The organism is Streptomyces lushanensis (assembly GCF_001700515.1).
Lineage (GTDB): Bacteria > Actinomycetota > Actinomycetes > Streptomycetales > Streptomycetaceae > Streptomyces > Streptomyces lushanensis.
In genome coordinates, this window is record NZ_MAUD01000168.1 from 1 (window position 1) to 22265 (window position 22265).

Genomic DNA, 22265 nt, shown 5'->3' on the forward strand with positions numbered 1-22265 from the left:
CCGCTCCCGCACGCCAGCGCGCCGAAGGCGCCGTGCGTGGAGGTGTGGCTGTCACCGCAGACGACGGTGGTGCCGGGCTGACCCAGCCCGGCACCACCGTCGTCTGCGGTGACAGCCACACCTCCACGCACGGCGCCTTCGGCGCGCTGGCGTTCGGGATCGGCACCAGCCAGGTCGAGCATGTCCTCGCCACCCAGACGCTGCCGCTGGCCCGTCCCAGGACCATGGCGATCACGATCGAGGGCGAACTCCCCGACGGCGTCAGCGCCAAGGACCTGATCCTCGCCGTCATCGCCAGGATCGGCACCGGCGGCGGCCAGGGCTACATCCTCGAATACCGCGGCTCCGCCATCGAGAAGCTCTCGATGGAGGCCCGGATGACCATCTGCAACATGTCCATCGAGGCCGGCGCCAGGGCGGGCATGATCGCTCCCGACGAGACCACCTTCGCCTATCTCAAGGGCCGCGACCACGCGCCGGAGGGCGACGACTGGGACGCGGCGGTCGCGTACTGGAAGACGCTGCGCACCGACGACGACGCGGTCTTCGACGCCGAGGTGTTCATCGAGGCCGCGGAACTGGCGCCGTTCGTCACCTGGGGCACCAACCCCGGCCAGGGCGCGCCGCTCTCCTCGCGGGTCCCCGATCCGGCTTCGTACGAGGACGCCTCGGAACGCCACGCCGCCGAAAAGGCCCTGGAGTACATGGGGTTGACCGCGGGGCAGGCGCTGCGCGACATCAACGTCGACACCGTCTTCGTAGGTTCCTGCACCAACGGCCGCATCGAGGACCTGCGCTCGGCGGCCTCCGTCCTGGGCGGCCGCAAAGTCGCCGACGGCGTAAGGATGCTGGTCGTTCCCGGCTCGGTACGGGTCGCGCTCCAGGCCGTCGAGGAGGGCCTGGACAAGGTCTTCACCGCCGCGGGCGCCGAGTGGCGGCACGCGGGCTGCTCGATGTGTCTGGGCATGAACCCGGACCAGCTCGCTCCCGGCGAGCGTTCGGCGTCCACCTCCAACCGCAACTTCGAGGGCAGGCAGGGCAAGGGCGGGCGGACCCATCTCGTCTCGCCGCAGGTCGCCGCCGCCACCGCCGTGCTGGGCCATCTCGCCTCGCCCGCCGATCTGTCCGACGCCGACGCCGGCGCCCGTACGCCCGCTGGAGCGCGATAACCATGGAAGCCTTCACCACCCACACCGGCCGCGCGGTGCCGCTGCGCCGCAGCAATGTCGACACCGACCAGATCATCCCGGCGCACTGGCTCAAGAAGGTCACCCGCGACGGATTCGAGGACGGGCTGTTCGAGGCCTGGCGCAAGGATCCGGCGTTCGTCCTCAACCAGTCCGCGTACGCGGGGGCGACGGTGCTGGTCGCGGGACCCGACTTCGGTACCGGCTCCTCCCGCGAGCATGCCGTCTGGGCTCTCCAGAACTACGGTTTCAAGGCCGTCATCTCCTCCCGCTTCGCTGATATCTTCCGCGGCAACTCGCTCAAGAACGGCCTGCTGACCGTGGTTCTGGAGCAGTCCGTCGTCGACGCCCTCTGGGAGATCGCGGAGAGCGACCCCGAGGCCGAGGTCACCGTGGATCTCCAGGCGCGCCAGGTCAGGGCCGCCGGGCCCGGCGGAGCCGGACTGACGGCCGGTTTCGAGCTGGACGAGAACGCCCGCTGGCGGCTGCTGAACGGGCTCGACGACATCGGTCTCACCCTCCAGAACGAAGCGGACATCGCCGCCTACGAGGCCGCCAGGCCCTCCTTCAAACCGCGCACAATTACCGTCTGAGCAGCGCTTTTCCCCCACTGCACCCCCTGCCTCCGGGCAGGGGGTGCAGTTGCTTGTTGAGCCCCCCTCGGGCGACAACTCGCCCCAGATGGCACAATCGGTGCATGGAACGCGACAGCCAACTCAAGCTCTACGGGTTAGTCGCCGAACAACTGAAGGAAGCGCACGCGAGGGTGCGCGGACTGCAAGTCCCGGAGGGCGTACGGATGGCGCTCTCCCGGAAGCTGCTGGTCATCACGGCCGCGGCGAAACACGATCTCCCGGACGCGGCAAGGCGTCTGGACCGCTTGATGAAGGACCTCGACGAGGGTCGTTTCCCCGAAGGTGAGTGACCTCCGCGGATCTCCGCCAGGTCGACTTCGTTGCGGCACTAGGGTGATTAGCCCGTTTCGTGTTTGATTTGCGGTATATATCTGCCTAACGTGCGAAAAAGCTTGAACACTTTCGTTCTGGCAATGTCTCCGAAGGGGAAGACGTGAACAAGGCGCAGCTCGTAGAAGCGATTGCGGACAAGGTCGGCGGCCGTCAGCAGGCCGCGGACGCGGTCGACGCGGTACTGGACGCCATCGTCCGCGCGGTCGTGGCAGGCGACCGGGTCTCGGTCACCGGATTCGGCTCGTTCGAGAAGGTGGACCGTCCGGCGCGCTACGCCCGTAACCCGCAGACGGGTGAGCGCGTACGGGTCAAGAAGACCTCGGTGCCGCGCTTCCGCGCCGGCCAGGGCTTCAAGGACCTGGTCAGCGGCTCGAAGAAGCTCCCCAAGAACGACGTGGCCGTGAAGAAGGCCCCCAAGGGCAGCCTCTCGGGCGGCGTTTCCGCCCGTCCGACCGTGAAGGCCGCGGCCAAGAAGGCCGTCGCCAAGACCACCGCGGCGCGCAAGACCGCGGTCAAGAAGGCCACGGTCGCGAAGAAGACCGCCGCGAAGAAGACCACGGCCGCCAAGAAGACGGCCGCGAAGAAGACGACGGCGGCGAAGAAGACCGCCAAGAAGGCCACCGCCACGGCGAAGAAGGCCACCGCGAAGAAGACCGCGCCCGCCAAGAAGGCGACGGCCAAGAAGGCGCCCGCCAGGAAGGCCACCTCGCGGACCACCACCGTGAAGAAGACCGTCGCCAGGGGGCAGTGAGCGGTACAGGGCCACACGCGCCGGGCCGGGCTCCTTCCGGGGAGCCCGGCCCGCGGCGTTGTGCAAGATCATTGGGATGTACGGGCCGTTCAGGGCCCGGGGGACGGCGCCCGCGGTCCGGCGGGCCCGGCCGGAGCGTTCAGAACCTGTCCGGAGCGCTCAGAAGGTATACAGCGTCACCAGCGTGACACGGCGGTCGGCGCCCTCGCCCTCCGTCTCGATCCGTACGCGCTGACCGGCGCGCAGCATCCGCAGCCCGCCCGCGTCGAACGCCGCCGCGTCGAACTCCAGCGGGGTGCCGTCGTCCAGCAGCACGCTCCCGCCGCGGGTTTCGGAGTCGTAGGTGTACGAAGTGGCCTGCATGGCGGCAGCGTATCGGTCGCCGGCGCCGCTCAGGGCCCCGGCCGCCGCGCGGGAAGCGGTCCGTGCGCCGGGTACCGCAGGGCCGTGTACGGACCGAGACCCAGCTCCGCGGCCACCCGCAGATCGGCACCCGTATCGACATCCCGCCGTACGGAATCCACCCCGGCCAGGACAATTTCCACCGCGCCCGAGGACAAATGCCGAAGCCGCGACGGACCGCCGAAAGCCGGATTCAATTCCGTGCCCGGCGCCGCCGCCAGCAATGTCGTACCGATTTCGGCGGCATCCGCCAGAAAAGCACGCGGAAATGCTTCCGCCGCCGCCAGCACCAGGTCCAGCTCCGCCGGGCGCAGCGCCGGCAGATCCGCGTTGAGCGCGGCCACCGCGGCCCTCGGGCGGTGCGTTCTGACCGCACGCGCGCCATGCGCCAGCGCCGCGTTGAGACCGTCGCCCGGCGAATCCGGCACAATACGCGCGCCCAGCGCCGCCAGCTCGGCCGCCGCCGTCGGATCGTCCGTGACGACCGCCACATCCCGAACAGCCGGGCAGGCCAGCGCCGCGGCCACGGTGTCCTGCGCGAAGGCGAGGGCGAGCCGGGGCCGCAGTGTGTCGCCCGCGGTCCCGGCGAGCCTGCTCTTGGCCAGCCGCAGCGGTTTCAGCGGAACGACCAGGGACCAGTGCCCGGTCGGGTCGGTGTCCGTGGCGAACTCTCCGTCCATGTGTATCGGCCCTCTATTGTGGCCCGGCACCGTGACGGCCCACAGGGCCGCTCCAGGAACCGGGGCGTACGGTGTTCTCGACAGAGCAGGGGCCCGGGGCGACACTTGACCCCCGGCAGCCGGGCAAAGAGCCAGGCGTGAAAAGGAAGGTGTCCGAGTGTCCCGCCGCAGAATCGGCTTCTGGTACCGCCTGGCGGCCGTCATCGCAAAACCGCCGCTGATTGTTCTGTTCAAGCGGGACTGGCAGGGTCTGGAGCACATTCCGGCCGACGGCGGATTCATCACCGCGGTCAACCACAACTCCTATCTGGACCCCCTCTCCTACGCGCACTTCCAGTACAACACCGGACGCGTCCCACGATTCCTGGCGAAGGCGGGCCTCTTCCAGGGCTCCTTCGTCGGCATGATGCTCCGCGGCACCGGACAGATTCCCGTCTACCGCGAGACGACCGACGCGCTCGACGCGTTCCGGGCCGCCGTCGCCGCCATCGAGCGCGGTGAATGCGTCGCGTTCTACCCCGAGGGCACCCTGACCCGCGATCCCGACATGTGGCCGATGACCGGCAAGACCGGCGCCGCCCGCGTCGCGCTGCTCACCAAGGCGCCGGTCATCCCCGTCGCGCAGTGGGGCGCCAATCTGGCGATGCCGCCGTACGCGAAGGAGAACCGTCTGCGGCTCTTTCCGCGCAAGACGCTGAAGGTGCTGGCCGGGCCGCCGGTCGACCTCTCCCGGTTCGAAGGCCAGGAGCCCACCCCCGAACTGCTCCGTGAGGCGACCGAGGTCATCATGGCCGCCATCACGGAACTGCTCTCCGAGGTACGCGGAGAGCCGGTGCCCGCGGCCTTGTACGACCATCGCAAGGCCAGGGCGGAACAGCGGCGCAAGGCCGCGGAAGAGGGGTCCAAGTGACGCGGGTCGCGGTCTTCGCAGCGGGTTCGTGGGGCACGGCGTTCGCCATGATCCTCGCCGACGCGGGATGCGAGGTGACGGTCTGGGGCCGCCGCCAGGAGGTCGTGGACGCGATCAACACCACCAGGACCAACCCGGACTATCTGCCGGGCATCGAACTCCCGGCGGGAGTAAGGGCGACGACCGATCCCGCCGAGGCCGCCGACGGCGCCGAGTTCACCGTACTCACCGTGCCCTCGCAGACACTGCGCGGAAATCTCGCCGTGTGGGCGCCCGTCCTGCCCTCCGACACCGTGCTCGTCTCCCTGATGAAGGGCATCGAACTCGGCACGGCGAAGCGGATGAGCGAGGTGATCGAGGAGGTCGCCAAGGCACCGGCGGAGCGGGTCGCCGTGGTCACCGGCCCCAATCTCGCCAAGGAGATCGCCGGCCGGATGCCGGCCGCGGCCGTGGTCGCCTGCCAGGACGAGACCGTCGCCCAGCGGCTCCAGTCCGCCTGCCACACCCCGTACTTCCGCCCGTACACCAACACCGACGTCGTCGGCTGCGAACTCGGCGGCGCGGTCAAGAACGTGATCGGGCTCGCCGTCGGGATCGCCGACGGCATGGGCCTCGGCGACAACACCAAGGCCTCGCTGATGACCCGGGGGCTCGCCGAGACCACCCGGCTCGGCCTGGCCCTGGGCGCCGATCCGCACACCTTCTCCGGGCTCGCCGGCATGGGCGATCTGATCGCCACCTGCTCCTCGCCGCTCTCCCGCAACCACACCTTCGGCACCAACCTCGGCCGCGGGATGACCCTCCAGGAGACCATCGCGGTCACCCGGCAGACCGCGGAAGGCGTCAAGTCCTGCGAGTCCGTGCTCGATCTGGCCCGGCGCCACGCCGTCGACATGCCGCTCACCGAAACCGTCGTGGACATCGTCCACAACGGGAAACCGCCGCTCGTCGCGCTGAAGGAGCTGATGTCGCGCAGCGCCAAGCCCGAGCGCCGCTGACTCGGCCGCGACCAACGCTGACTCGGGCGCTACCAACAGGTACGCTCATCGCGATATGAGCAGCGAGAACTCCTCCCAGAGCCCTGAGCAGCAGCTCCGCAAGCCGCGCGTGGCCGTCGTCTTCGGCGGCCGTAGCTCCGAGCACGCCATTTCGGTGGTCACGGCCGGAGCCGTACTGCGGTCCATCGACCGTACGAAGTACGACGTCCTGCCGATCGGCATCACCACCGACGGCCGCTGGGCGCTGACCGCCGACGATCCCGAGCGGATGGCCATCGCCGACCGGACACTGCCGAGCGTCGAGGGAATCGCCGAGTCCACCGACGGCGGTGTCGTCCTGTCCGTCGACCCGGGCAACCGCGAGGTCCTCTACAGCGAGCCGGGCTCCGTGCCCAAGGCGCTGGGCGAGGTCGATGTCGTCTTCCCCGTACTGCACGGTCCCTACGGCGAGGACGGCACCCTCCAGGGCCTGCTGGAACTCTCCGGTGTGCCCTACGTCGGCGCGGGTGTCCTCGCCTCGGCCGTCGGGCAGGACAAGGAGTACATGAAGCGGGTGTTCACCTCCTTCGGGCTGCCCGTCGGCCCGTATCTGGTGATCAGGCCCCGCGAATGGGAGCGGGCCTCCGGCGAGGGCACCGCGGCCGAGGGCGCGCTCGCGCGGGGGAAGATCATGGACTTCGCCGCCGAGCACGGCTGGCCGCTCTTCGTGAAGCCCGCCCGCGCCGGCTCCTCCATGGGCATCACCAAGGTCGACGGACCCGAGGGTCTCGACGGGGCGATCGCCGAGGCGCGGCGCCACGACCCCAAGATCCTGATCGAGTCGCTGCTGCGCGGGCGCGAGATCGAGTGCGGGGTGCTGGAGTTCGAGGACGGGCCGCGGGCCAGCGTGCCCGCCGAGATCCCGCCGGTCACGGCGCACGACTTCTACGACTTCGAGGCCAAGTACATCGACTCGGCCACCGGTCTGGTGCCCGCCCCGCTCACCGAGGAGCAGACGGCCGAGGTGCGCCGGCTCGCGGTCGAGGCGTTCGAGGCCGTGTCCTGCGAGGGACTGGTCCGCGCGGACTTCTTCCTCACCGAGGACGGTGAGTTCGTGATCAACGAGATCAACACGATGCCCGGCTTCACCCCGATCTCCATGTATCCGCGGATGTGGCAGGAGAGCGGTGTGGGGTACCCGGAGCTGGTCGACCGGCTGATCCAGGCGGCGCTGCGCCGCCCGACCGGTCTGCGCTGAGCCGCCGGGTCCGGGACGGACACGTTCTCGTTCTCGTTCTAGAGGCTGGACGGAATCGTCTTCGCGACCGGCGCGGCGAGCCGCGCGAGCGGCGTGGAGTCATGCGCGAACCGCGTGTCCAGGGTGACCTCCACATAGGTCTCGCGGTACGTGGTGGTGAAACGCGGCCCCGAGTCGCGTTCCTCCAGCATCCAGTTGACGCCGTCCGCCTCCACGGCCTTCGCCTGCGGATCACTCATTCCGTCGGGCCGGGGGACGCCGCACCGCAGTACGATCGCGGCGTCCCCCCACCCGGCGGTCAGTTCGGAACGCGGCTCGGGATCGTTCCTGCCGAGGTCACCGATGCTTCCCGGCAGCTCCTTGTGCAGCGCACGGCACAGCACGGCCTCTCCCGGTGACGGGGTGGGAACCGCGACCGACACCGCCGCGTCCGTGGCGGAACAGCCCACCGCCGCCGACAACAGGACGACGGCGGAGGCGCGGGCGAACAGGCGGCCGGATAGCCTGCGGCGGGAACGTATCACCGGCCAAGGGTAAACGGGGGCCAGGGTCTTTCGTCTGGATCGTGCCGGATCCCGGATCGGTGAGCGCCCGCCGCGGCGGCTGACGCCGGTGTCGGTGCCGTGGATCGCGAGGCGGAGGAGGGAGCCCACGCGAAGAGGGCTCCTCCCACGCCCCCGAGGCTGTGGGGGAGTGGGCGACCGACGACAACGCGGCAAGGCGCGGTGCCGGGGCGCGCGGGCCCGGCAGGATCCAGACGAGAGGCCCTAGAGATGTACGACCGGGCAGGTCAGGGTGCGGGTGATGCCGTCCACTTGCTGGATCTTGGCCACGACCATGCGTCCCAGCTCATCGACGGTGTCCGCCTGAGCGCGCACGATCACATCGTAGGGACCGGTGACGTCCTCGGCCTGGGTCACTCCCGGAATCTTGGCGATGGTCTCGGCGACGGTCGTCGCCTTGCCCACCTCGGTCTGAATAAGGATGTACGCCTGTACCACGGAACCTCCAGGGCCGCCACGAGGATCATGTGGGGAGAAGAGACGCCACGGTATCGCGTCGTCGCGGGCCACGGGGAGACCCGGGTCTCCGGTGGCGCGCACGGGGTGGTGTACGGCAGACAGAAGTTGACGTATCTCATGACGCTACGGACAGCAGCGAGGGACCGCGACCGCAGACGCGGCCCGACGAGGAGAGGGGAGTCCCGGTGAAGGGAACCGTGGGCGAGTTGGGGGAGTTCGGACTCATCAGAGAGCTCACGTCCCGGCTCACCACCACCCCGGCGGTCCGGCTCGGGCCGGGCGACGACGCCGCGGTCGTGGCCGCGCCCGACCGCAGGGTCGTGGCGAGTACGGACCTGCTCCTGGAAGGGCGGCACTTCCGCCGTGACTGGTCGACGGCGTACGACGTGGGCCGCAAGGCCGCCGCGCAGAACCTCGCCGACATCGCGGCGATGGGCGCCGTCCCCACCGCGCTGCTGCTCGGTCTGGTCGTGCCGGCCGAACTCCCGGTCACCTGGCCCACCGAGCTGATGGACGGCATCCGTGACGAGTGCCAGGTCGCGGGCGCGGCCGTGGTGGGGGGCGATGTCGTACGCGGTGACACCATCACCATCGCCATCACCGCCCTCGGTGATCTGCGCAACCACGAGCCGGTGACCAGGTCCGGCGCCCGGCCCGGCGATGTCGTCGCCTACACCGGCTGGTTGGGCTGGTCGGCGGCCGGACACGCGGTGCTCTCCCGGGGCTTCCGCTCACCGCGCGCCTTTGTCGAGGCGCACCGCAGACCGGAACCGCCCTATCACGCGGGACCCGCGGCGGCCGGGCTCGGTGCCACCGCCATGACCGATGTCAGCGACGGACTCGTCGCCGACCTCGGGCACATCGCGGACGCCAGCAAGGTCCGTATCGATCTGCGCTCCGGACTGATCGACATCCCCTCGCAGATGCACGACATCGGCCAGGCGGTCGGTATCGATCCGCTCCAGTGGGTGCTGACCGGGGGCGAGGACCACGCGATCGTGGCCACCTTCCCGGCCGACACGAAGCTGCCCGCCCGCTGGAAGGTGATCGGCGAGGTCCTCGGTCTCTCGGCGCTGCCCCAGGTGACCGTCGACGGAGCGCCCTGGACCAGCAAGGGCGGCTGGGACCACTTCGGGGACATCGAGGACCACCAGTAGACCGGGGACCGCCCGCGGGGCGGCCGGCGGTAGATTCGGCGCCATGGCGAAACCCGTGTCCCTGCCCGTGGCCGCACCCGTGCCCCCTCGTGTGCTGACCGTCGCCGGATCCGACTCCGGCGGCGGCGCCGGTGTCCAGGCGGATCTGAAGACCATGCTGGCGTTCGGTGTCCATGGCATGAGCGTGCTCACCGCCGTCACCGCACAGAACTCGCTCGGTGTCCGGGGCGCCTGGGAACTGCCCGTCGAGGCGGTACGGGCCCAGTACCGCGCGGTGGTGGACGACATCGGTGTACAGGCCGTCAAGACCGGCATGCTCTCCTCCGCCGAACTGGTCGCGGCCGTCGCGGAACTGCTCATGGACACCGAGGCGCCCGTGGTGGTCGATCCGGTCGGCGTCTCCAAGCACGGCGATCCGCTGCTGGCCGCCTCCGCGCTGGAGGGCGTACGGAAGCGGCTGCTGCCGGCCGCGACCGTCGCCACGCCCAATCTGGACGAGGTGGCCCAGCTCACCGGCGTACGGGTGGAGGACGAGACCGGGCTGCGGCGAGCGGCCGACGCGGTTCTCGCGTTCGGGCCGCGCTGGGCGCTGATCAAGGGCGGCCATCTGGCGGGCGACGCGGTGGATCTGCTGACCGACGGGCACGAGGAGCACTGGCTGCGGGCGCCGCGCCACGACAACCGGCATACGCACGGGACGGGCTGCACTCTCGCCTCGGCGATCGCCGCGGGGCTCGCGGGCGGGCAGGGCGTGGTGGAGGCCGTCGTGGCGGCCAAGGAGTATGTGACGGGCGCGATCGAGCACGGCTTCCCGCTGGGCGCGGGCATCGGCCCGGTGGACCACGCCTGGCGCTTCCGCCGGCCGCGTACCGGGGGATGACGACGGGCCGCGGCAGCGGTCCCGGGCAGGGCGGGGACGGCAAAAAGCCGGCCCACCGAGATGGACCGGCTTTCAAGGCAACCGCAGGGGCTGCGCTACGACGCAGGCGTCAGCGCGAGACCTTGCCGGCCTTGATGCACGAGGTGCAGACGTTGAGCCGCTTCGGCGTCCGACCGACCACGGCACGCACGCGCTGGATGTTCGGGTTCCAGCGACGGGACGTACGGCGGTGCGAGTGCGAAATGTTGTTGCCGAAGCCCGGCCCCTTGCCGCAGACGTCGCAGTTGGCAGCCACGGGTCACTCCAAAGACTTCAGATGCACGTACAGAGATATCCGGCGTGCCGGAATCAGTGACTGATGTGGCGTTGCCGGGGGAATGGCCCGACTCTCATCGGGCAACCGCAGCAGCATACAACGCCTGCCTCGGTACAACGAAACTACCATGAGCGGGACCGGCCCCCGCCCGGCCCCGGCCCCATGGCCGCACCGCGGTCACCGCGCGGCCCGCCCGTGGCGCGCGGGCTACCCTGCGTGCAGCCCGCTTCCAGGCCGCTCAAGGAGGAGCATCAGGTGCCGCAGACCCTTGACGCCGCAGAGGTGCGGAACTGGTGCTCACTGGCGCTGGAGGCCCTCGGCCGGGAGCGCGAGGAGATCGACGCGATCAATGTCTATCCGGTCGCGGACGGTGACACCGGTACCAACCTCTATCTGACCGTGGAATCCGCGGCGCGGGCGGTCGAGGCGGTCTTCGCCGCGCACGAGACCGGTACGTCCGAGCCGGGCCCCGCCGATGCCGTACGGGCCATGGCGCATGGCGCGCTGCTCGGCGCCCGGGGGAATTCGGGCACGATCCTGGCGCAGTTGCTGCGCGGAATGGCCGAGGTGCTGGCCGCCCCGGCGCACGCCGGCGGGAGGGGCGGCGGCGAGGAGAGCGGGGATATGAGGGGCGGTGACGTGAAGGGTGGCGGCGGCGACGGCGGGTACCGGCTCGCGTCGGCGCTGCGGCGGGCCGCGGCACTGGCCCGGGAGGCCGTCGCCCATCCCGTCGAGGGCACCATCCTCAGCGTGGCCTCCGCCGCGGCGGACTCGGCGGAACGTGCCGCGCTCGACGGCGCGGCCGACGACGGCGCCGCCACCGTACGAGCCGCGTACGCCGGAGCGCGCGCCGCGCTCGACGCCACTCCCGGCCAGCTCGCCGTACTCCGGCGCGCGGGTGTCGTGGACGCCGGCGGGCGCGGGCTGCTCGCGGTTCTCGGCGCGCTGGTGCAGTCCCTCACGGGCGAGGGACCGGCCGCCCTCCCGGTGCGCCACCGCCGCCACGAGGAGTCCGCGGTGCCTGCCGCGGACGGGTCCTGCGCCGCCGAGGACGGGCCCGCCTTCGAGGTCATCTATCTGCTGGAGGCGGACGACACCGCCGTGGCACGGCTGCGGAAACGGCTCGACCGGCTCGGGGACTCACTGGTCGTCGTCGGCGGCGACGGACTGTGGAACGTCCATGTGCATGTCGACGACGCGGGCGCCGCCGTGGAGGCCGGCGTCGAGGCGGGACGCCCGTACCGCATCCGTATCAGCCACTTCGGCGCCGCCGAGGAGCCGCCCGAGCGGATCCAGCGGGCCGTCGTCGCGGTCGTCCCGGGCGAGGGGCTCGCCGGACTGTGCGCCGAGGCCGGCGCGACGACCGTGCTCGCGCGCCCCGGGGAGCCGCCCGCCAGCGGTGAACTGGTCGAGGCGATCCGCCGGGCGCACGCCCGCGAGGTGGTGCTGCTGCCCAACGACGCGGAGCTGCGCCACACCGCTGCCGCCGCCGCGGAACAGGCACGTACCGAAGGGGTACGCGTCGCCCTCATCCCGACCCGGGCCGCCGTCCAGGGCCTCGCCGCGCTCGCCGTCCACCAGCCCGACCGCCGGTTCGACGAGGACGTGGTCGCGATGACCGCGGCCGCCGGTGCCACCCGCTACGCCGAACTGGCCTTCGCCGAGCGGCAGTCCTGGACCATGGCCGGGATCTGCCAGGCCGGTGACGTCCTCGGGCTGATCGACGGCGATGTGGCGGTGATCGGCGCCGATCTCGCCGCCACGGCCGAGGCGGTGCTCTCGCGGATGCTGGCGGCCGGGGGCGAACTGGTGACGCTGGTGCTCGGCGAGGACGTGCCCGACGCCCTCGCCGACCGCCTGGAGCGCTACGTACGGGACGGGCACCTCGCCGTCGACACGGTGGTCTACCGGGGCGGCCGGCAGTCCGCGCCGCTGCTGGTGGGTGTGGAGTAGCGGTGCCCACGGCACGGCCACGACCCGCGCGAACGCCGGGGTGCGCGACGCGTGTCAGTGGAGTGGTGTGCAATGGATCGCGTGTCCGCGCTGGATGAACCCCTCAAGAAGACGCTCGGCCCCGCCACCGCGAAGGTGATGGCCGAACAGCTCGACCTGCACACGGTCGGTGATCTCCTGCACCACTATCCGCGGCGGTACGAGGAGCGCGGCCAGCTCACCACGCTCGCCGATCTGCCGCTGGACGAGGACGTCACCGTCGTCGCCCAGGTCGCCGAGTCCCGGATCCTGACGTTCAACCACGGCCGGGGCCAGCGGCTGGAGATCACGCTCACCGACGGCAGCGGCCGGCTCCAACTGGTCTTCTTCGGCAGGGGGATCCACAAGCCGCACAAGGAACTCCCGCCGGGCAGCCGCGGGATGTTCGCCGGCAAGGTGTCCGTCTTCAACCGCAAACTCCAGCTCGCCCACCCCACCTATGTGCCGCTGGGCAGGGACGGCGGCGAGTCGGTGGAGGACACGGCGAGCGCCGTGGACGACTTCGCGGGCAAGCTGATCCCGATCTATCCGGCCTGCAAGGGACTGGAGTCCTGGAAGATCACCAAAGCGGTCGACGCGGTGCTGCCGAGGGCCGTGGAGGCCGCCGATCCGCTGCCGCCCGCGCTGCGGGAGGGCCGCGGCTTCGTCCCGCTGCCCGAGGCGCTGTACAAGGTCCACCGGCCCGGGACCAAGGCGGACGTCGAGGACGCGCGGCAGCGGCTGAAGTGGGACGAGGCCTTCGTCCTCCAGGTCGCGCTCGCCCGGCGGCGGCACGCCGACGCGCAACTGCCCGCCGTGGCGCGCCGGCCCGTGGCGGACGGCGTGCTCGACGCCTTCGACGCCGGGCTGCCCTTCACTCTCACCGACGGCCAGCGCAAGGTCACCGCCGAGATCTTCGCGGACCTCGCCACCGAACACCCCATGCACCGGCTGCTCCAGGGAGAGGTCGGCTCGGGCAAGACACTGGTCGCGCTGCGGGCGATGCTCGCGGTCGTCGACGCGGGCGGCCAGGCGGCCATGCTGGCGCCCACCGAGGTGCTCGCCCAGCAGCACCACCGCTCGATCACGGAGATGATGGGCGAGCTGGCCCGGGGCGGGATGCTGGGCGGCGCCGAGCACGCCACCAAGGTCGTGCTGCTCACCGGCTCCATGGGCGCCGCCGCGCGCCGTCAGGCGCTGCTCGACCTGGTCACCGGCGAGGCGGGGATCGTGATCGGCACGCATGCCCTGATCGAGGACAAGGTGCGCTTCCACGATCTCGGTCTGGTCGTCGTGGACGAGCAGCACCGCTTCGGCGTGGAGCAGCGTGACGCGCTCCGCTCCAAGGGCAAGCAGCCGCCGCATCTGCTGGTCATGACCGCCACGCCCATTCCCCGTACGGTCGCGATGACCGTCTTCGGCGATCTGGAGACCTCCGTCCTGGACCAGCTCCCGGCCGGGCGCTCGCCGATCGCCAGCCATGTCGTACCGGCCCAGGACAAGCCGCACTTCCTCGCCCGTGCCTGGGAGCGGGTGCGCGAGGAGGTCGGCAAGGGCCATCAGGCGTATGTCGTCTGCCCGCGGATCGGCGACGCCGACGAGGACGCCGACGCCGGGAGCGGCGGGACCCGCAAGGCCGGGAAGACCGGGAAGGCGGGGAAGGCCGCCGACACCGACGACGCCGAGAAGCGGCCACCGCTGGCCGTGCTGGACATGGCGGGGCAGCTCGCCGAAGGAGCGCTGGCCGGGCTGCGTGTCGAGGTCCTGCACGGACGGATGCAGCCGGACGACAAGGACGCCGTGATGCGCCGTTTCGCCGCGGGGGAGGTGGACGTACTGGTCGCGACCACGGTCATCGAGGTCGGGGTGAACGTGCCCAACGCCACCGCGATGGTGATCATGGACGCGGACCGGTTCGGTGTCTCCCAGCTCCATCAGCTCCGCGGGCGCGTCGGCCGCGGCTCGGCGCCCGGCCTCTGTCTGCTGGTGACCGACATGCCGGAGGCGAGTCCGGCCAGGGCCAGGCTCGGCGCGGTGGCCGCCACTCTCGACGGCTTCGAACTGTCCCGTATCGACCTCGAACAGCGCCGTGAGGGCGATGTCCTCGGTCAGGCCCAGTCCGGTGCGCGCTCCTCGCTGCGGATGCTCGCGGTCATCGAGGACGAGGAGGTCATCGCGGCGGCACGCGAGGAGGCCGTCGCGGTGGTCGCCCGGGATCCGGAGCTGGCGGGTTCGCCCGAGCTGCGTACGGCGCTGGACGCGCTGCTGGACACGGAGCGGGAGCGCTACCTCGACAAGGGCTGACGAGGGCCGACAAACGGCCGACAAACGGCCGACAAGGGACGGCCCGGCCCGGTCGGCATGAGTACCGGCCGGGCCCGCCCGGTGCGTACGCCATATCGTGGGGAAAGAACCCCGAGACTTCCCGGACCTCCCGCCCACCACCCGAGGACCCGACACCCATGACCCGCGTGATCGCCGGTGCCGCCGGCGGACGCCGCCTCGCCGTGCCGCCCGGCCACGGCACCCGCCCCACCTCCGACCGTGCGCGCGAGGGCCTCTTCTCCAGCTGGCAGTCGCTCCTCGGGACGCTCGAAGGCATCCGGATCGCCGATCTGTACGCCGGCTCCGGCGCCGTGGGACTGGAGGCGCTCTCGCGCGGCGCGGCCCACGCCCTGCTGGTCGAGTCGGACAGCCGAGCCGTCCGTACCGTCCGCGAGAACGTCGCCGCGCTCGGCCTGCCCGGCGCGGAGGTCCGGCCGGGCAGGGCCGAGCAGATCGTTCTGGGCCCGGCCCCGGACACGCCGTACGACCTGGTGTTCCTCGATCCGCCCTACGCCGTCACGGATGACGATCTTCGGGAGATTCTGCTCACACTACGGACGAAGGGGTGGCTCAGCGGCGACGCCGTCGCCACCGTGGAACGCAGCACCCGGGGTGGGGAGTTCGGCTGGCCGGAGGGTTTCGCGCCACTGCGGTCCCGTCGCTACGGCGAGGGAACGCTTTGGTACGGTCGCGCCGCCGCTACGTGTGAAGACGCACCATGACCGGACCGCAGAGCGAGGGAGTTCAGTTGCGCCGCGCCGTCTGTCCGGGGTCCTTCGACCCCATCACCAATGGACATCTCGACATCATCGCCCGCGCCTCCAAGCTGTACGACGTCGTACATGTCGCGGTAATGATCAACCAGTCCAAGAAGGGACTGTTCGCCATCGAGGAGCGGATCGCCCTGATCCGCGAGGTCACCGCCGAGTTCGGCAATGTCGAGGTCGAGTCCTTCCACGGTCTGCTGGTCGACTTCTGCAAGCAGCGCGACATCCCCGCCATCGTGAAGGGCCTGCGGGCCGTCAGCGACTTCGACTACGAGCTGCAGATGGCCCAGATGAACAACGGCCTCTCCGGCGTCGAGACCCTGTTCGTCCCCACCAATCCCACCTACAGCTTTCTCTCGTCCTCCCTGGTCAAAGAGGTCGCGACCTGGGGCGGAGATGTCTCCCACCTGCTGCCCCCGGCCGTCCACACGGCCCTGATGGAACGCCTCGGCAAGCGCTGAAGGACCGACTGTCCGTCATCCGGTGTCGGACGGGCTCGCGGTGGCCTTACAGTCGTTGCGTCCGTCTTCCAACCAGTCTGAGAGAGTGGCGAGCACCGGTGGACGTGCAGAAGAAGCTCGACGAGATCGTCGACACGGTGGGCAGTGCCCGCTCCATGCCCATGTCGGCGTCCTGCGTGGTGAACCGCGCCGAGCTGCTCGCGATGCTCGAAGAGGTACGGGAGGCGCTGCCCGGTTCGCTGGCGCAGGCCCAGGAGCTGCTCGGCGGTCACGAACAGCTCGCCGAGCAGGCCCGGCAGGAGGCCGACCGCGTCATCGCGGCGGCCCACGCCCAGCGCACCGCACTGGTCTCCGACACCGCGGTCGCCCGCCAGTCCCAGGACGAGGCCGCCCGTATCCTCGACGAGGCCCGCAGGGAGGCCGAGGAGATCCGCGCCGAGGCGGACGACTACGTCGACTCCAAGCTCGCCAACTTCGAGGTCGTCCTCACCAAGACCATCGGCTCCGTCGACCGGGGCAGGGAGAAGCTGCTCGGCCGAGGGTCCGGCGCCGGTGAGCACGGATACGGCACCGGCGAGGCGGACGACGCCGACGACGCGCCCGAGTACAGCGCCGACCCGGACACCCTGATCCGCCGCGCCGACGACTATGTGGACGCCAAGCTCGGCGCCTTCGAGGCCGTGCTGTCCAAGACCCTCGAAGCCGTCGGGCGCGGCCGGCAGAAGCTCCACGGCCGTATCGCCTCGGACGACCTCGGCGCGCACATGGCGGCCCAGGACGCGGCCGGACCGCAGGGGCACACCAGCGACGCGGACTATCTGGCGGACCTCGCGGAGACGCCGAGGACGCCCGTGGAGCCGCCCGTACCGGCCCAGCGGCCGTACGCCGCGCCCGTGCCGCCCGCTCCGGTCTCCGCCCCCGAACCCGCCTACGCCCAGCCCGCCGACGTCTACACCGGGACCGGCTACCAGGAGCCCGTGTACGCCGCCGACGCCGGTTACGGCGGCTACCAGCAGCAGGACGCGTACGCCTATCAGCAGGACCCGTACGCCTACCAGCAGCAGGACTACGGTCAGGGACAGCACCAGGGATACGAGTCGAACTACGACTGGCAGCAGCCGTCCGCGCCTCAGGCCCAGCTTCCCGCGCTGCCGCCGGCTCCCGAGCAGCAGAGCGCTCTCGAAGAGACCAGTCTCTTCGACACCAGCATGATCGACATGAACCAGCTCCGCCGCTACGAACAGGGCCGCTGACCCCCGCGGCACGCACGGGCCGTGGGCCGGCGGGCCGGAACGCACCGGATTGGGCCTATGGCGGCCGGTCCAGTACCCTGGCTCTTCGGCCGCGTGTATGCGCGTATGTCCGCGGGCCCGGCTGCCCGGGCCGCTTCCGCGACGGTAGCGGCCCCCACACGATCCGAAAGCGGGAAAAGCCCTGAACGCGCGTCTCGACCACCGCAACCCCCTCGTGTTCGACACACACGAGCTGGGGCGGCGCCCTGGTGCGCTCCAGAGGCTGGCCCGCCCGGTGCCCGCCCCCAAGGACTTCGGTATCGCGGGGGTGATCGGGGCGCCCGAGGGCGCTCCGGTGGAGCTGGATCTCCGCCTCGAATCGGTGATGGAGGGAGTGCTCGTCACGGGCACCTCCCGTGCCATGGCCGAGGGGGAGTGCGTAAGGTGTCTGGAGCCGTTGCGCCAAGAGGTGACGGCGGACTTCCAGGAGCTGTTCTCGTACCACGACGCCGACGACCGGGGCCGCCTGCGCGCGGATCCGGACGTGGACGAGGACGACGAGGACAGGCTCTTCATCGAGGACGGACTGTTCGACCTCGAACCCGTGCTGCGTGACGCGGTGGTGCTCGCACTGCCGATGCAGCCGGTGTGCCGGGAGAACTGCGCCGGTCTGTGTGCCGAATGCGGCATCAGGCTGGACGGGGACCCGGGCCACCACCATGACGCCGTCGACATCCGTTGGGCGGCACTGCAGGGACTCGCCGAGACCGTCAAGGACGGCGAGAAGGACAACATGGGCGGCGCCGATGCGGGCGTCGACGAGAAGCAGGAGAAGTAGCCGTGGCTGTTCCGAAGCGGAAGATGTCGCGCAGCAACACGCGCCACCGCCGGTCGCAGTGGAAGGCTGCGGTCCCCACCCTGGTTGCGTGCGAGCGCTGCCAGGAGCCGAAGCTTCAGCACATCGCGTGCCCGAGCTGCGGCACCTATAACAAGCGCCAGGTCCTCGAGGTCTGAGCGGCTGGTGAGAGGCTCGATGTCTGAACTGTCCCCTGACAAGAAGCAGCCAGACAATGGCAGTTCGGCCTCGTCCCACACGCTTCTGGAAGGGCGGCTCGGGTATCAGCTCGAGACCGCCCTTCTGGTGCGTGCGCTGACCCACCGTTCGTACGCGTACGAGAACGGCGGTCTGCCCACCAACGAGCGGCTCGAATTCCTCGGGGATTCGGTGCTCGGACTGGTGGTCACGGACACGCTGTACCGCACCCACCCCGATCTGCCTGAAGGCCAGCTGGCCAAATTGCGGGCCGCGGTGGTCAACTCACGCGCACTGGCGGAAGTGGGCCGCGGCCTCGAACTCGGCTCCTTCATCCGGCTCGGCCGGGGCGAAGAGGGCACGGGCGGCCGGGACAAGGCGTCCATCCTCGCCGACACCCTTGAAGCGGTGATCGGCGCGGTCTATCTCGACCAGGGCCTCGACGCGGCGTCCGAGCTGGTGCACCGGCTCTTCGACCCGCTCATCGAGAAGTCCTCCAACCTCGGGGCCGGCCTGGACTGGAAGACCAGTCTCCAGGAGCTGACCGCGGCGGAGAGTCTCGGTGTTCCCGAGTATCTCGTCACGGAAACGGGTCCCGACCACGAGAAGACCTTCACTGCTGCCGCCCGCGTCGGTGGTGTCTCGTACGGCACCGGCACCGGCCGCAGCAAGAAGGAGGCGGAGCAGCAGGCGGCGGAGTCCGCGTGGCGGGCCATCAAGGCCGCGGCGGAGGAGCGGGCGACGGCGGAGCGTACGGCCGTGGACGTTCCGGACGTTCCGGACGAGACCGGTTCCGACGCGGAGGCCGTGGCCCAGGTCAGGGCCCGCGCCGACAGCGAGGCCGGGACGGCGGCCGGCACCGACGCCGAAGCGGGCGCCGGTGGGGAAGCCGGCCAGGGTGAAGGGGCCGCCGAGGCCCCGTCCACCGTGGAACCCGTACCCGACCCCGCACCCGCCCCTGCTCCGGCAGCGGAGGAGCGGCCACCCGCCGATCCGGCCGGTGCCTGACCGTTCCGCTCCCTTCCCGGTACGCCCCTCCCGCCTCCGTCGGTGTGAGGGGCGTCCACCGTTCCGGCGGTCCGTCGGCCGCCTGCCCGCCGTCCGTTCGTCCGCCTGTTCGTCTGTTCGTCTGTTCGCCCTGATCTTCCGCGGAGGAGAGTCCCGTGCCCGAGCTGCCCGAGGTCGAAGTCGTCAGGCGCGGACTCGAACGCTGGGTGAGTGGCAGGACGGTCGCCGAGACCGAGGTGCTGCACCCGCGCGCGGTACGGCGGCATCTCGCCGGCGCCCAGGACTTCGCGGCCCGTCTCAAGGGACACACCATCGGCACGGCCCGCCGCCGTGGCAAGTACCTCTGGCTGCCGCTCGCCGGCACCGACACCGCCGTCCTCGGCCATCTCGGGATGAGCGGCCAGCTTCTCGTCCGGCCCGAGGACGCGCCCGACGAGAAGCATCTGCGGATCCGTGTGCGCTTCGCCGACACGCAAGGCACCGAGCTGCGCTTCGTCGACCAGCGGACCTTCGGCGGTCTCTCGCTCCACGAGACCACTTCCGACGGACTGCCGGACGTCATCTCGCACATCGCCAGGGACCCGCTCGACCCGGCCTTCGTGGACGACGACTTCCACACCGCGCTGCGGCTGCGCCGTACCACGGTCAAGCGCGCGCTGCTCGACCAGTCACTGATCAGCGGCGTCGGCAACATCTACGCAGACGAGGCGCTCTGGCGCGCCAAGGTCCACTACGAACGGCCCACGGCCACCTTCACCCGGCCGCGCTCCGCCGAGCTGCTCGGTCATGTACGGGACGTGATGAGCGCGGCGCTCGCGGTCGGCGGCACCAGCTTCGACAGTCTGTACGTCAATGTGAACGGTGAATCGGGCTATTTCGACCGGTCGCTGGATGTGTACGGGCGGGAGGACGAGCCGTGCCGGCGCTGCGGGACACCGATCCGCCGCCGGCCGTGGATGAACCGCTCCAGCTACTTCTGCCCGCGCTGTCAGAGGCCGCCGCGCGCCGTTCCGTAGCGCTCGGGCGGTGTGTCGTCACGTTCGTGCGGTGTGTCGGGCCCCTCGCGCGGTGTGTCGTACCGCTCCCGGGCCGTGAGCACCTCGGGCATCCGCTCCTCGACCAGCCGGATGAGACCGAGCAGCCGCCCGGCGATCTCCCGTCCGAGCGGGGTCAGCGCGTAGTCCACCCGCGGCGGATTGACCTGCCGCGCGTCCCGGCGTACCAGGCCGTCCCGCTCCAGGGCGTGCAGGGTCTGCGACAGCATCTTCTCGCTCACGCCGTCGACGCGCCGCCGCAGTTCGTTGAAGCGGCAGCCGCTCTCGTACAGGGCGCCGAGCGTCAGTCCGCCCCAGCGGCCCGTCGCGTGCTCCAGCGTGGAGCGCGAAGGGCACTGCCGGGAGAACACGTCGAAGGCGGGACCGTCCATGACGGTCACCATACAGCCGAAAGCGCCACCCGACAGGTGGCGCTTTCCGATGGTTAGTGGCTGGGGCCACCGGCGGTCCAGGACCTCCGGAGGTGGTGGACCCGTTCTAGAAGCCGAAGTCCTGTGTCCACCAGGGGCCGCCCGAGCCGTTGTGGACACCGACACCGAGCCTGGTGTAGTCGCAGTTCAATATGTTCGCGCGATGGCCCTCGCTGTTCATCCAGGAGTCCATCACCGCCTGGGGCGTGGCCTGCCCCCGGGCTATGTTCTCGCCGCCCAGGCCCTTGACGCCCGCCGCGTCGGCGCGGTCCCAGGGCGTCCGGCCGTCGGGATCGGTGTGGTCGAAGAAGCCGCGCGCCGCCATGTCCTCGCTGAAGTCCTGTGCCAGCGCGCCCAGACTCGCGTCGGCCCGCACCGGCGCGCATCCGGCCTTCGCGCGCTCCTGGTTGACCAGGCCGAGCACGGCCACCGCGGCGGACGTGGGCGCCGCGGGTGTCTCGACGGCGCGCTCCGTGGTCTGCTCGGGCGCCGGAGTCAGGCTGACGAACGGGGAGGCGCTCTGCTCCTCGGGCTCGGCCTTGGGCTTCGGGGACGCGGGCGCGGTGGTCCTCGTACGCTGCTTCGGCACGGCGGACGTCTTCGCGGCGCCGGCGGGAGAGGCCTGCTTCGAGGCGGACCTCGGCTGTCCGGCCGACGCGGTCGGGGAGGCCGGGGCCTCGCGCGTCGGCTCGGCGGACGCGCCGCCCTGCTCCTCCAGCTCCGGAGCGCCCTCGGTGCGTATCTGCCCGTCGGGAGCGCTGCCGCCCACGGTGTACTCGCCACCGCCCGGCAGCAGACCGGAGGCCACGGCGACCGCGCCCACGGCCATCGCCGCGGAGGCGCCCAGCAGGCCCGTACGGATGGGAGCGACGACCCGTCCCTTCCTGCGCGGAGCGCCCCGGTGCCGGGCCGCCGTACCGTCGTACTCCTCGGCGGCGGGCCTGGCCGCCGGTACGGCGGCTGGTGCGGCGGAGCGTCGATGGCGTCCCATCTGCTGTGCCTTCCTCATGCTTCTCGACGGCAACGTGTCTCACCCGTTCGAGTGAGGCTCATTGCGACGGGACTGTACGGCATGGCGTCTGGGGCCGCCGGGGCTAGTGAGTAATTGGCTGGTTGGCTTACACGTATGACAGAACACACGACGGAGCGCGGGACACGGGACGCACGGCTGACGGCCTGGGTGCGCGGACGGGTGCAAGGAGTGGGATTCCGCTGGTTCACCAGGGCGAACGCGCTGGAGATCGGCGGGCTCACCGGTTTCGCCGTGAATCTGGACGACGGGCGGGTGCAGGTCGTCGCCGAGGGTCCACGTGAGAATTGCCACCGTCTGCTGGAGTGGCTGCGTTCGCCCGACACTCCCGGGCGGGTGGACGGAGTGACTGAGATATGGGACACCCCGCGCGGTGGCTACGAGGGCTTCGTGATCCGCTGAGCGTCCCGCTCCGAGGAGCCCGTCCGCGCCCCCTCCGGTTGCCCGGGGCATCTGCCCAAGCCC

26 protein-coding genes and 1 pseudogene are annotated in these 22265 nt (G+C 71.0%); 19 read left to right on the top strand and 8 right to left on the bottom strand.

The window, feature by feature from the left end; genetic code table 11:
• A partial coding sequence (locus BFF77_RS34490) for an aconitase family protein (RefSeq protein ID WP_425424377.1) occupies nt 1-131 on the bottom strand: 131 nt, incomplete at its 3' end.
• On the opposite strand from BFF77_RS34490, the pseudogene leuC reads away from it, so the two are divergent.
• From leuC to BFF77_RS15600, 4 genes and pseudogenes are all read left to right on the top strand, one after another.
• Nucleotides 75-1169: pseudogene (gene leuC / locus BFF77_RS15585) on the top strand (3-isopropylmalate dehydratase large subunit); the annotation flags it as partial. The gene BFF77_RS34490 and the pseudogene leuC sit on opposite strands and share 57 nt — an antisense overlap.
• 2 nt (nt 1170-1171) lie before the next feature.
• Nucleotides 1172-1780: a 3-isopropylmalate dehydratase small subunit gene (gene leuD / locus BFF77_RS15590; protein WP_066949444.1), complete on the top strand. Its 609-nt coding sequence runs from the start codon at nt 1172-1174 to the stop codon at nt 1778-1780.
• A 104-nt stretch (nt 1781-1884) separates the two neighbouring features.
• Entirely contained in the window at nt 1885-2112 is a 228-nt protein-coding gene (locus tag BFF77_RS15595; RefSeq protein WP_066949447.1) for an SCO5555 family protein, read from the top strand.
• 143 nt (nt 2113-2255) lie between these two features.
• Nucleotides 2256-2906, top strand: a complete 651-nt coding sequence (locus BFF77_RS15600; protein WP_066949450.1) for an HU family DNA-binding protein — start codon at nt 2256-2258, stop codon at nt 2904-2906.
• 159 nt (nt 2907-3065) lie between these two features.
• Here the strand turns inward: BFF77_RS15600 and BFF77_RS15605 are convergent, their stop codons facing one another.
• Nucleotides 3066-3269 carry a hypothetical protein gene (locus tag BFF77_RS15605; protein WP_066949453.1) on the bottom strand — a complete coding sequence of 68 codons (204 nt, stop codon included), beginning with the start codon at nt 3267-3269 and terminating at the stop codon, nt 3066-3068.
• A 29-nt stretch (nt 3270-3298) separates the two neighbouring features.
• Nucleotides 3299-3988 carry a 2-phospho-L-lactate guanylyltransferase gene (gene cofC / locus BFF77_RS15610; protein ID WP_107422167.1) on the bottom strand — a complete coding sequence of 230 codons (690 nt, stop codon included), beginning with the start codon at nt 3986-3988 and terminating at the stop codon, nt 3299-3301.
• 157 nt (nt 3989-4145) lie between these two features.
• Here cofC and BFF77_RS15615 point away from each other — a divergent pair, with 157 nt between their 5' ends.
• From BFF77_RS15615 to BFF77_RS15625, 3 genes are read left to right on the top strand one after another with little or no spacing between them, the layout of a single operon-like run.
• Entirely contained in the window at nt 4146-4898 is a 753-nt protein-coding gene (locus tag BFF77_RS15615) for a lysophospholipid acyltransferase family protein (RefSeq protein WP_066949457.1), read from the top strand.
• Complete coding sequence (locus BFF77_RS15620) at nt 4895-5896, top strand: NAD(P)H-dependent glycerol-3-phosphate dehydrogenase (RefSeq protein WP_079125190.1); 1002 nt, start codon at nt 4895-4897, stop codon at nt 5894-5896. Before BFF77_RS15615 ends, BFF77_RS15620 begins: the two co-directional genes overlap by 4 nt.
• Nucleotides 5897-5951: 55 nt before the next feature.
• Nucleotides 5952-7133 carry a D-alanine--D-alanine ligase family protein gene (locus BFF77_RS15625; RefSeq protein ID WP_066949460.1) on the top strand — a complete coding sequence of 394 codons (1182 nt, stop codon included), beginning with the start codon at nt 5952-5954 and terminating at the stop codon, nt 7131-7133.
• A 38-nt stretch (nt 7134-7171) separates the two neighbouring features.
• On the opposite strand, the gene BFF77_RS15630 is transcribed toward BFF77_RS15625, so the two are convergent.
• On the bottom strand, nt 7172-7657 hold the full coding sequence (locus BFF77_RS15630) for a DUF3515 domain-containing protein (protein WP_245703531.1): 486 nt from the start codon (nt 7655-7657) through the stop codon (nt 7172-7174).
• Between the two features lie 243 nt (nt 7658-7900).
• A complete protein-coding gene (locus BFF77_RS15635) occupies nt 7901-8134 on the bottom strand; it encodes an Lrp/AsnC family transcriptional regulator (protein ID WP_046495896.1) in 234 nt (77 codons plus the stop codon).
• Between the two features lie 206 nt (nt 8135-8340).
• On the opposite strand from BFF77_RS15635, the gene BFF77_RS15640 reads away from it, so the two are divergent.
• Both BFF77_RS15640 and thiD read left to right on the top strand, forming a co-directional pair.
• Nucleotides 8341-9312 (top strand): thiamine-phosphate kinase, encoded by a 972-nt coding sequence (locus BFF77_RS15640; RefSeq protein WP_066949463.1) that lies wholly within the window; start codon nt 8341-8343, stop codon nt 9310-9312.
• A 43-nt stretch (nt 9313-9355) separates the two neighbouring features.
• Nucleotides 9356-10192: a bifunctional hydroxymethylpyrimidine kinase/phosphomethylpyrimidine kinase gene (thiD, locus tag BFF77_RS15645; RefSeq protein ID WP_066949466.1), complete on the top strand. Its 837-nt coding sequence runs from the start codon at nt 9356-9358 to the stop codon at nt 10190-10192.
• A gap of 109 nt (nt 10193-10301) precedes the next feature.
• Here thiD and rpmB read toward each other — a convergent pair whose 3' ends face one another.
• A complete protein-coding gene (gene rpmB, locus BFF77_RS15650) occupies nt 10302-10487 on the bottom strand; it encodes a 50S ribosomal protein L28 (RefSeq protein ID WP_003957616.1) in 186 nt (61 codons plus the stop codon).
• A 276-nt stretch (nt 10488-10763) separates the two neighbouring features.
• Between rpmB and BFF77_RS15655 the strand changes: the two genes are divergently transcribed.
• The 9 genes from BFF77_RS15655 to mutM all read left to right on the top strand — a co-directional run bounded on the left by BFF77_RS15655 (nt 10764) and on the right by mutM (nt 20321).
• Nucleotides 10764-12461 (top strand): DAK2 domain-containing protein, encoded by a 1698-nt coding sequence (locus BFF77_RS15655; protein ID WP_066949470.1) that lies wholly within the window; start codon nt 10764-10766, stop codon nt 12459-12461.
• A 72-nt stretch (nt 12462-12533) separates the two neighbouring features.
• Complete coding sequence (recG, locus tag BFF77_RS15660) at nt 12534-14783, top strand: ATP-dependent DNA helicase RecG (RefSeq protein ID WP_066949473.1); 2250 nt, start codon at nt 12534-12536, stop codon at nt 14781-14783.
• 158 nt (nt 14784-14941) lie between these two features.
• A complete protein-coding gene (gene rsmD, locus BFF77_RS15665; RefSeq protein ID WP_066949476.1) occupies nt 14942-15526 on the top strand; it encodes a 16S rRNA (guanine(966)-N(2))-methyltransferase RsmD in 585 nt (194 codons plus the stop codon).
• A gap of 26 nt (nt 15527-15552) precedes the next feature.
• Entirely contained in the window at nt 15553-16032 is a 480-nt protein-coding gene (gene coaD, locus BFF77_RS15670) for a pantetheine-phosphate adenylyltransferase (RefSeq protein WP_211280246.1), read from the top strand.
• Nucleotides 16033-16130: 98 nt separating this feature from the next.
• The gene (locus BFF77_RS15675; protein WP_066949483.1) at nt 16131-17285 is read left to right on the top strand and encodes a F0F1 ATP synthase subunit B; all 1155 of its coding nucleotides are present in this window, start codon (nt 16131-16133) and stop codon (nt 17283-17285) included.
• A 181-nt stretch (nt 17286-17466) separates the two neighbouring features.
• The gene (locus BFF77_RS15680; protein ID WP_079125191.1) at nt 17467-18102 is read left to right on the top strand and encodes a YceD family protein; all 636 of its coding nucleotides are present in this window, start codon (nt 17467-17469) and stop codon (nt 18100-18102) included.
• Between the two features lie 2 nt (nt 18103-18104).
• On the top strand, nt 18105-18278 hold the full coding sequence (rpmF, locus tag BFF77_RS15685; protein WP_030753522.1) for a 50S ribosomal protein L32: 174 nt from the start codon (nt 18105-18107) through the stop codon (nt 18276-18278).
• Nucleotides 18279-18297: 19 nt separating this feature from the next.
• A complete protein-coding gene (gene rnc / locus BFF77_RS15690; RefSeq protein ID WP_079125192.1) occupies nt 18298-19305 on the top strand; it encodes a ribonuclease III in 1008 nt (335 codons plus the stop codon).
• A 155-nt stretch (nt 19306-19460) separates the two neighbouring features.
• Complete coding sequence (mutM, locus tag BFF77_RS15695) at nt 19461-20321, top strand: bifunctional DNA-formamidopyrimidine glycosylase/DNA-(apurinic or apyrimidinic site) lyase (protein WP_066949489.1); 861 nt, start codon at nt 19461-19463, stop codon at nt 20319-20321.
• On the opposite strand, the gene BFF77_RS15700 is transcribed toward mutM, so the two are convergent.
• Together BFF77_RS15700 and BFF77_RS15705 are read right to left on the bottom strand one after the other, a co-directional pair.
• Nucleotides 20294-20743 carry a winged helix-turn-helix transcriptional regulator gene (locus BFF77_RS15700; RefSeq protein WP_079125193.1) on the bottom strand — a complete coding sequence of 150 codons (450 nt, stop codon included), beginning with the start codon at nt 20741-20743 and terminating at the stop codon, nt 20294-20296. The two genes, mutM and BFF77_RS15700, sit on opposite strands and share 28 nt — an antisense overlap.
• 94 nt (nt 20744-20837) lie before the next feature.
• Entirely contained in the window at nt 20838-21761 is a 924-nt protein-coding gene (locus BFF77_RS15705; protein ID WP_066949492.1) for a CAP domain-containing protein, read from the bottom strand.
• A gap of 135 nt (nt 21762-21896) precedes the next feature.
• On the opposite strand from BFF77_RS15705, the gene BFF77_RS15710 reads away from it, so the two are divergent.
• Nucleotides 21897-22202 (top strand): acylphosphatase, encoded by a 306-nt coding sequence (locus tag BFF77_RS15710; RefSeq protein ID WP_079125194.1) that lies wholly within the window; start codon nt 21897-21899, stop codon nt 22200-22202.
• Nucleotides 22203-22265 lie beyond the last annotated feature (63 nt).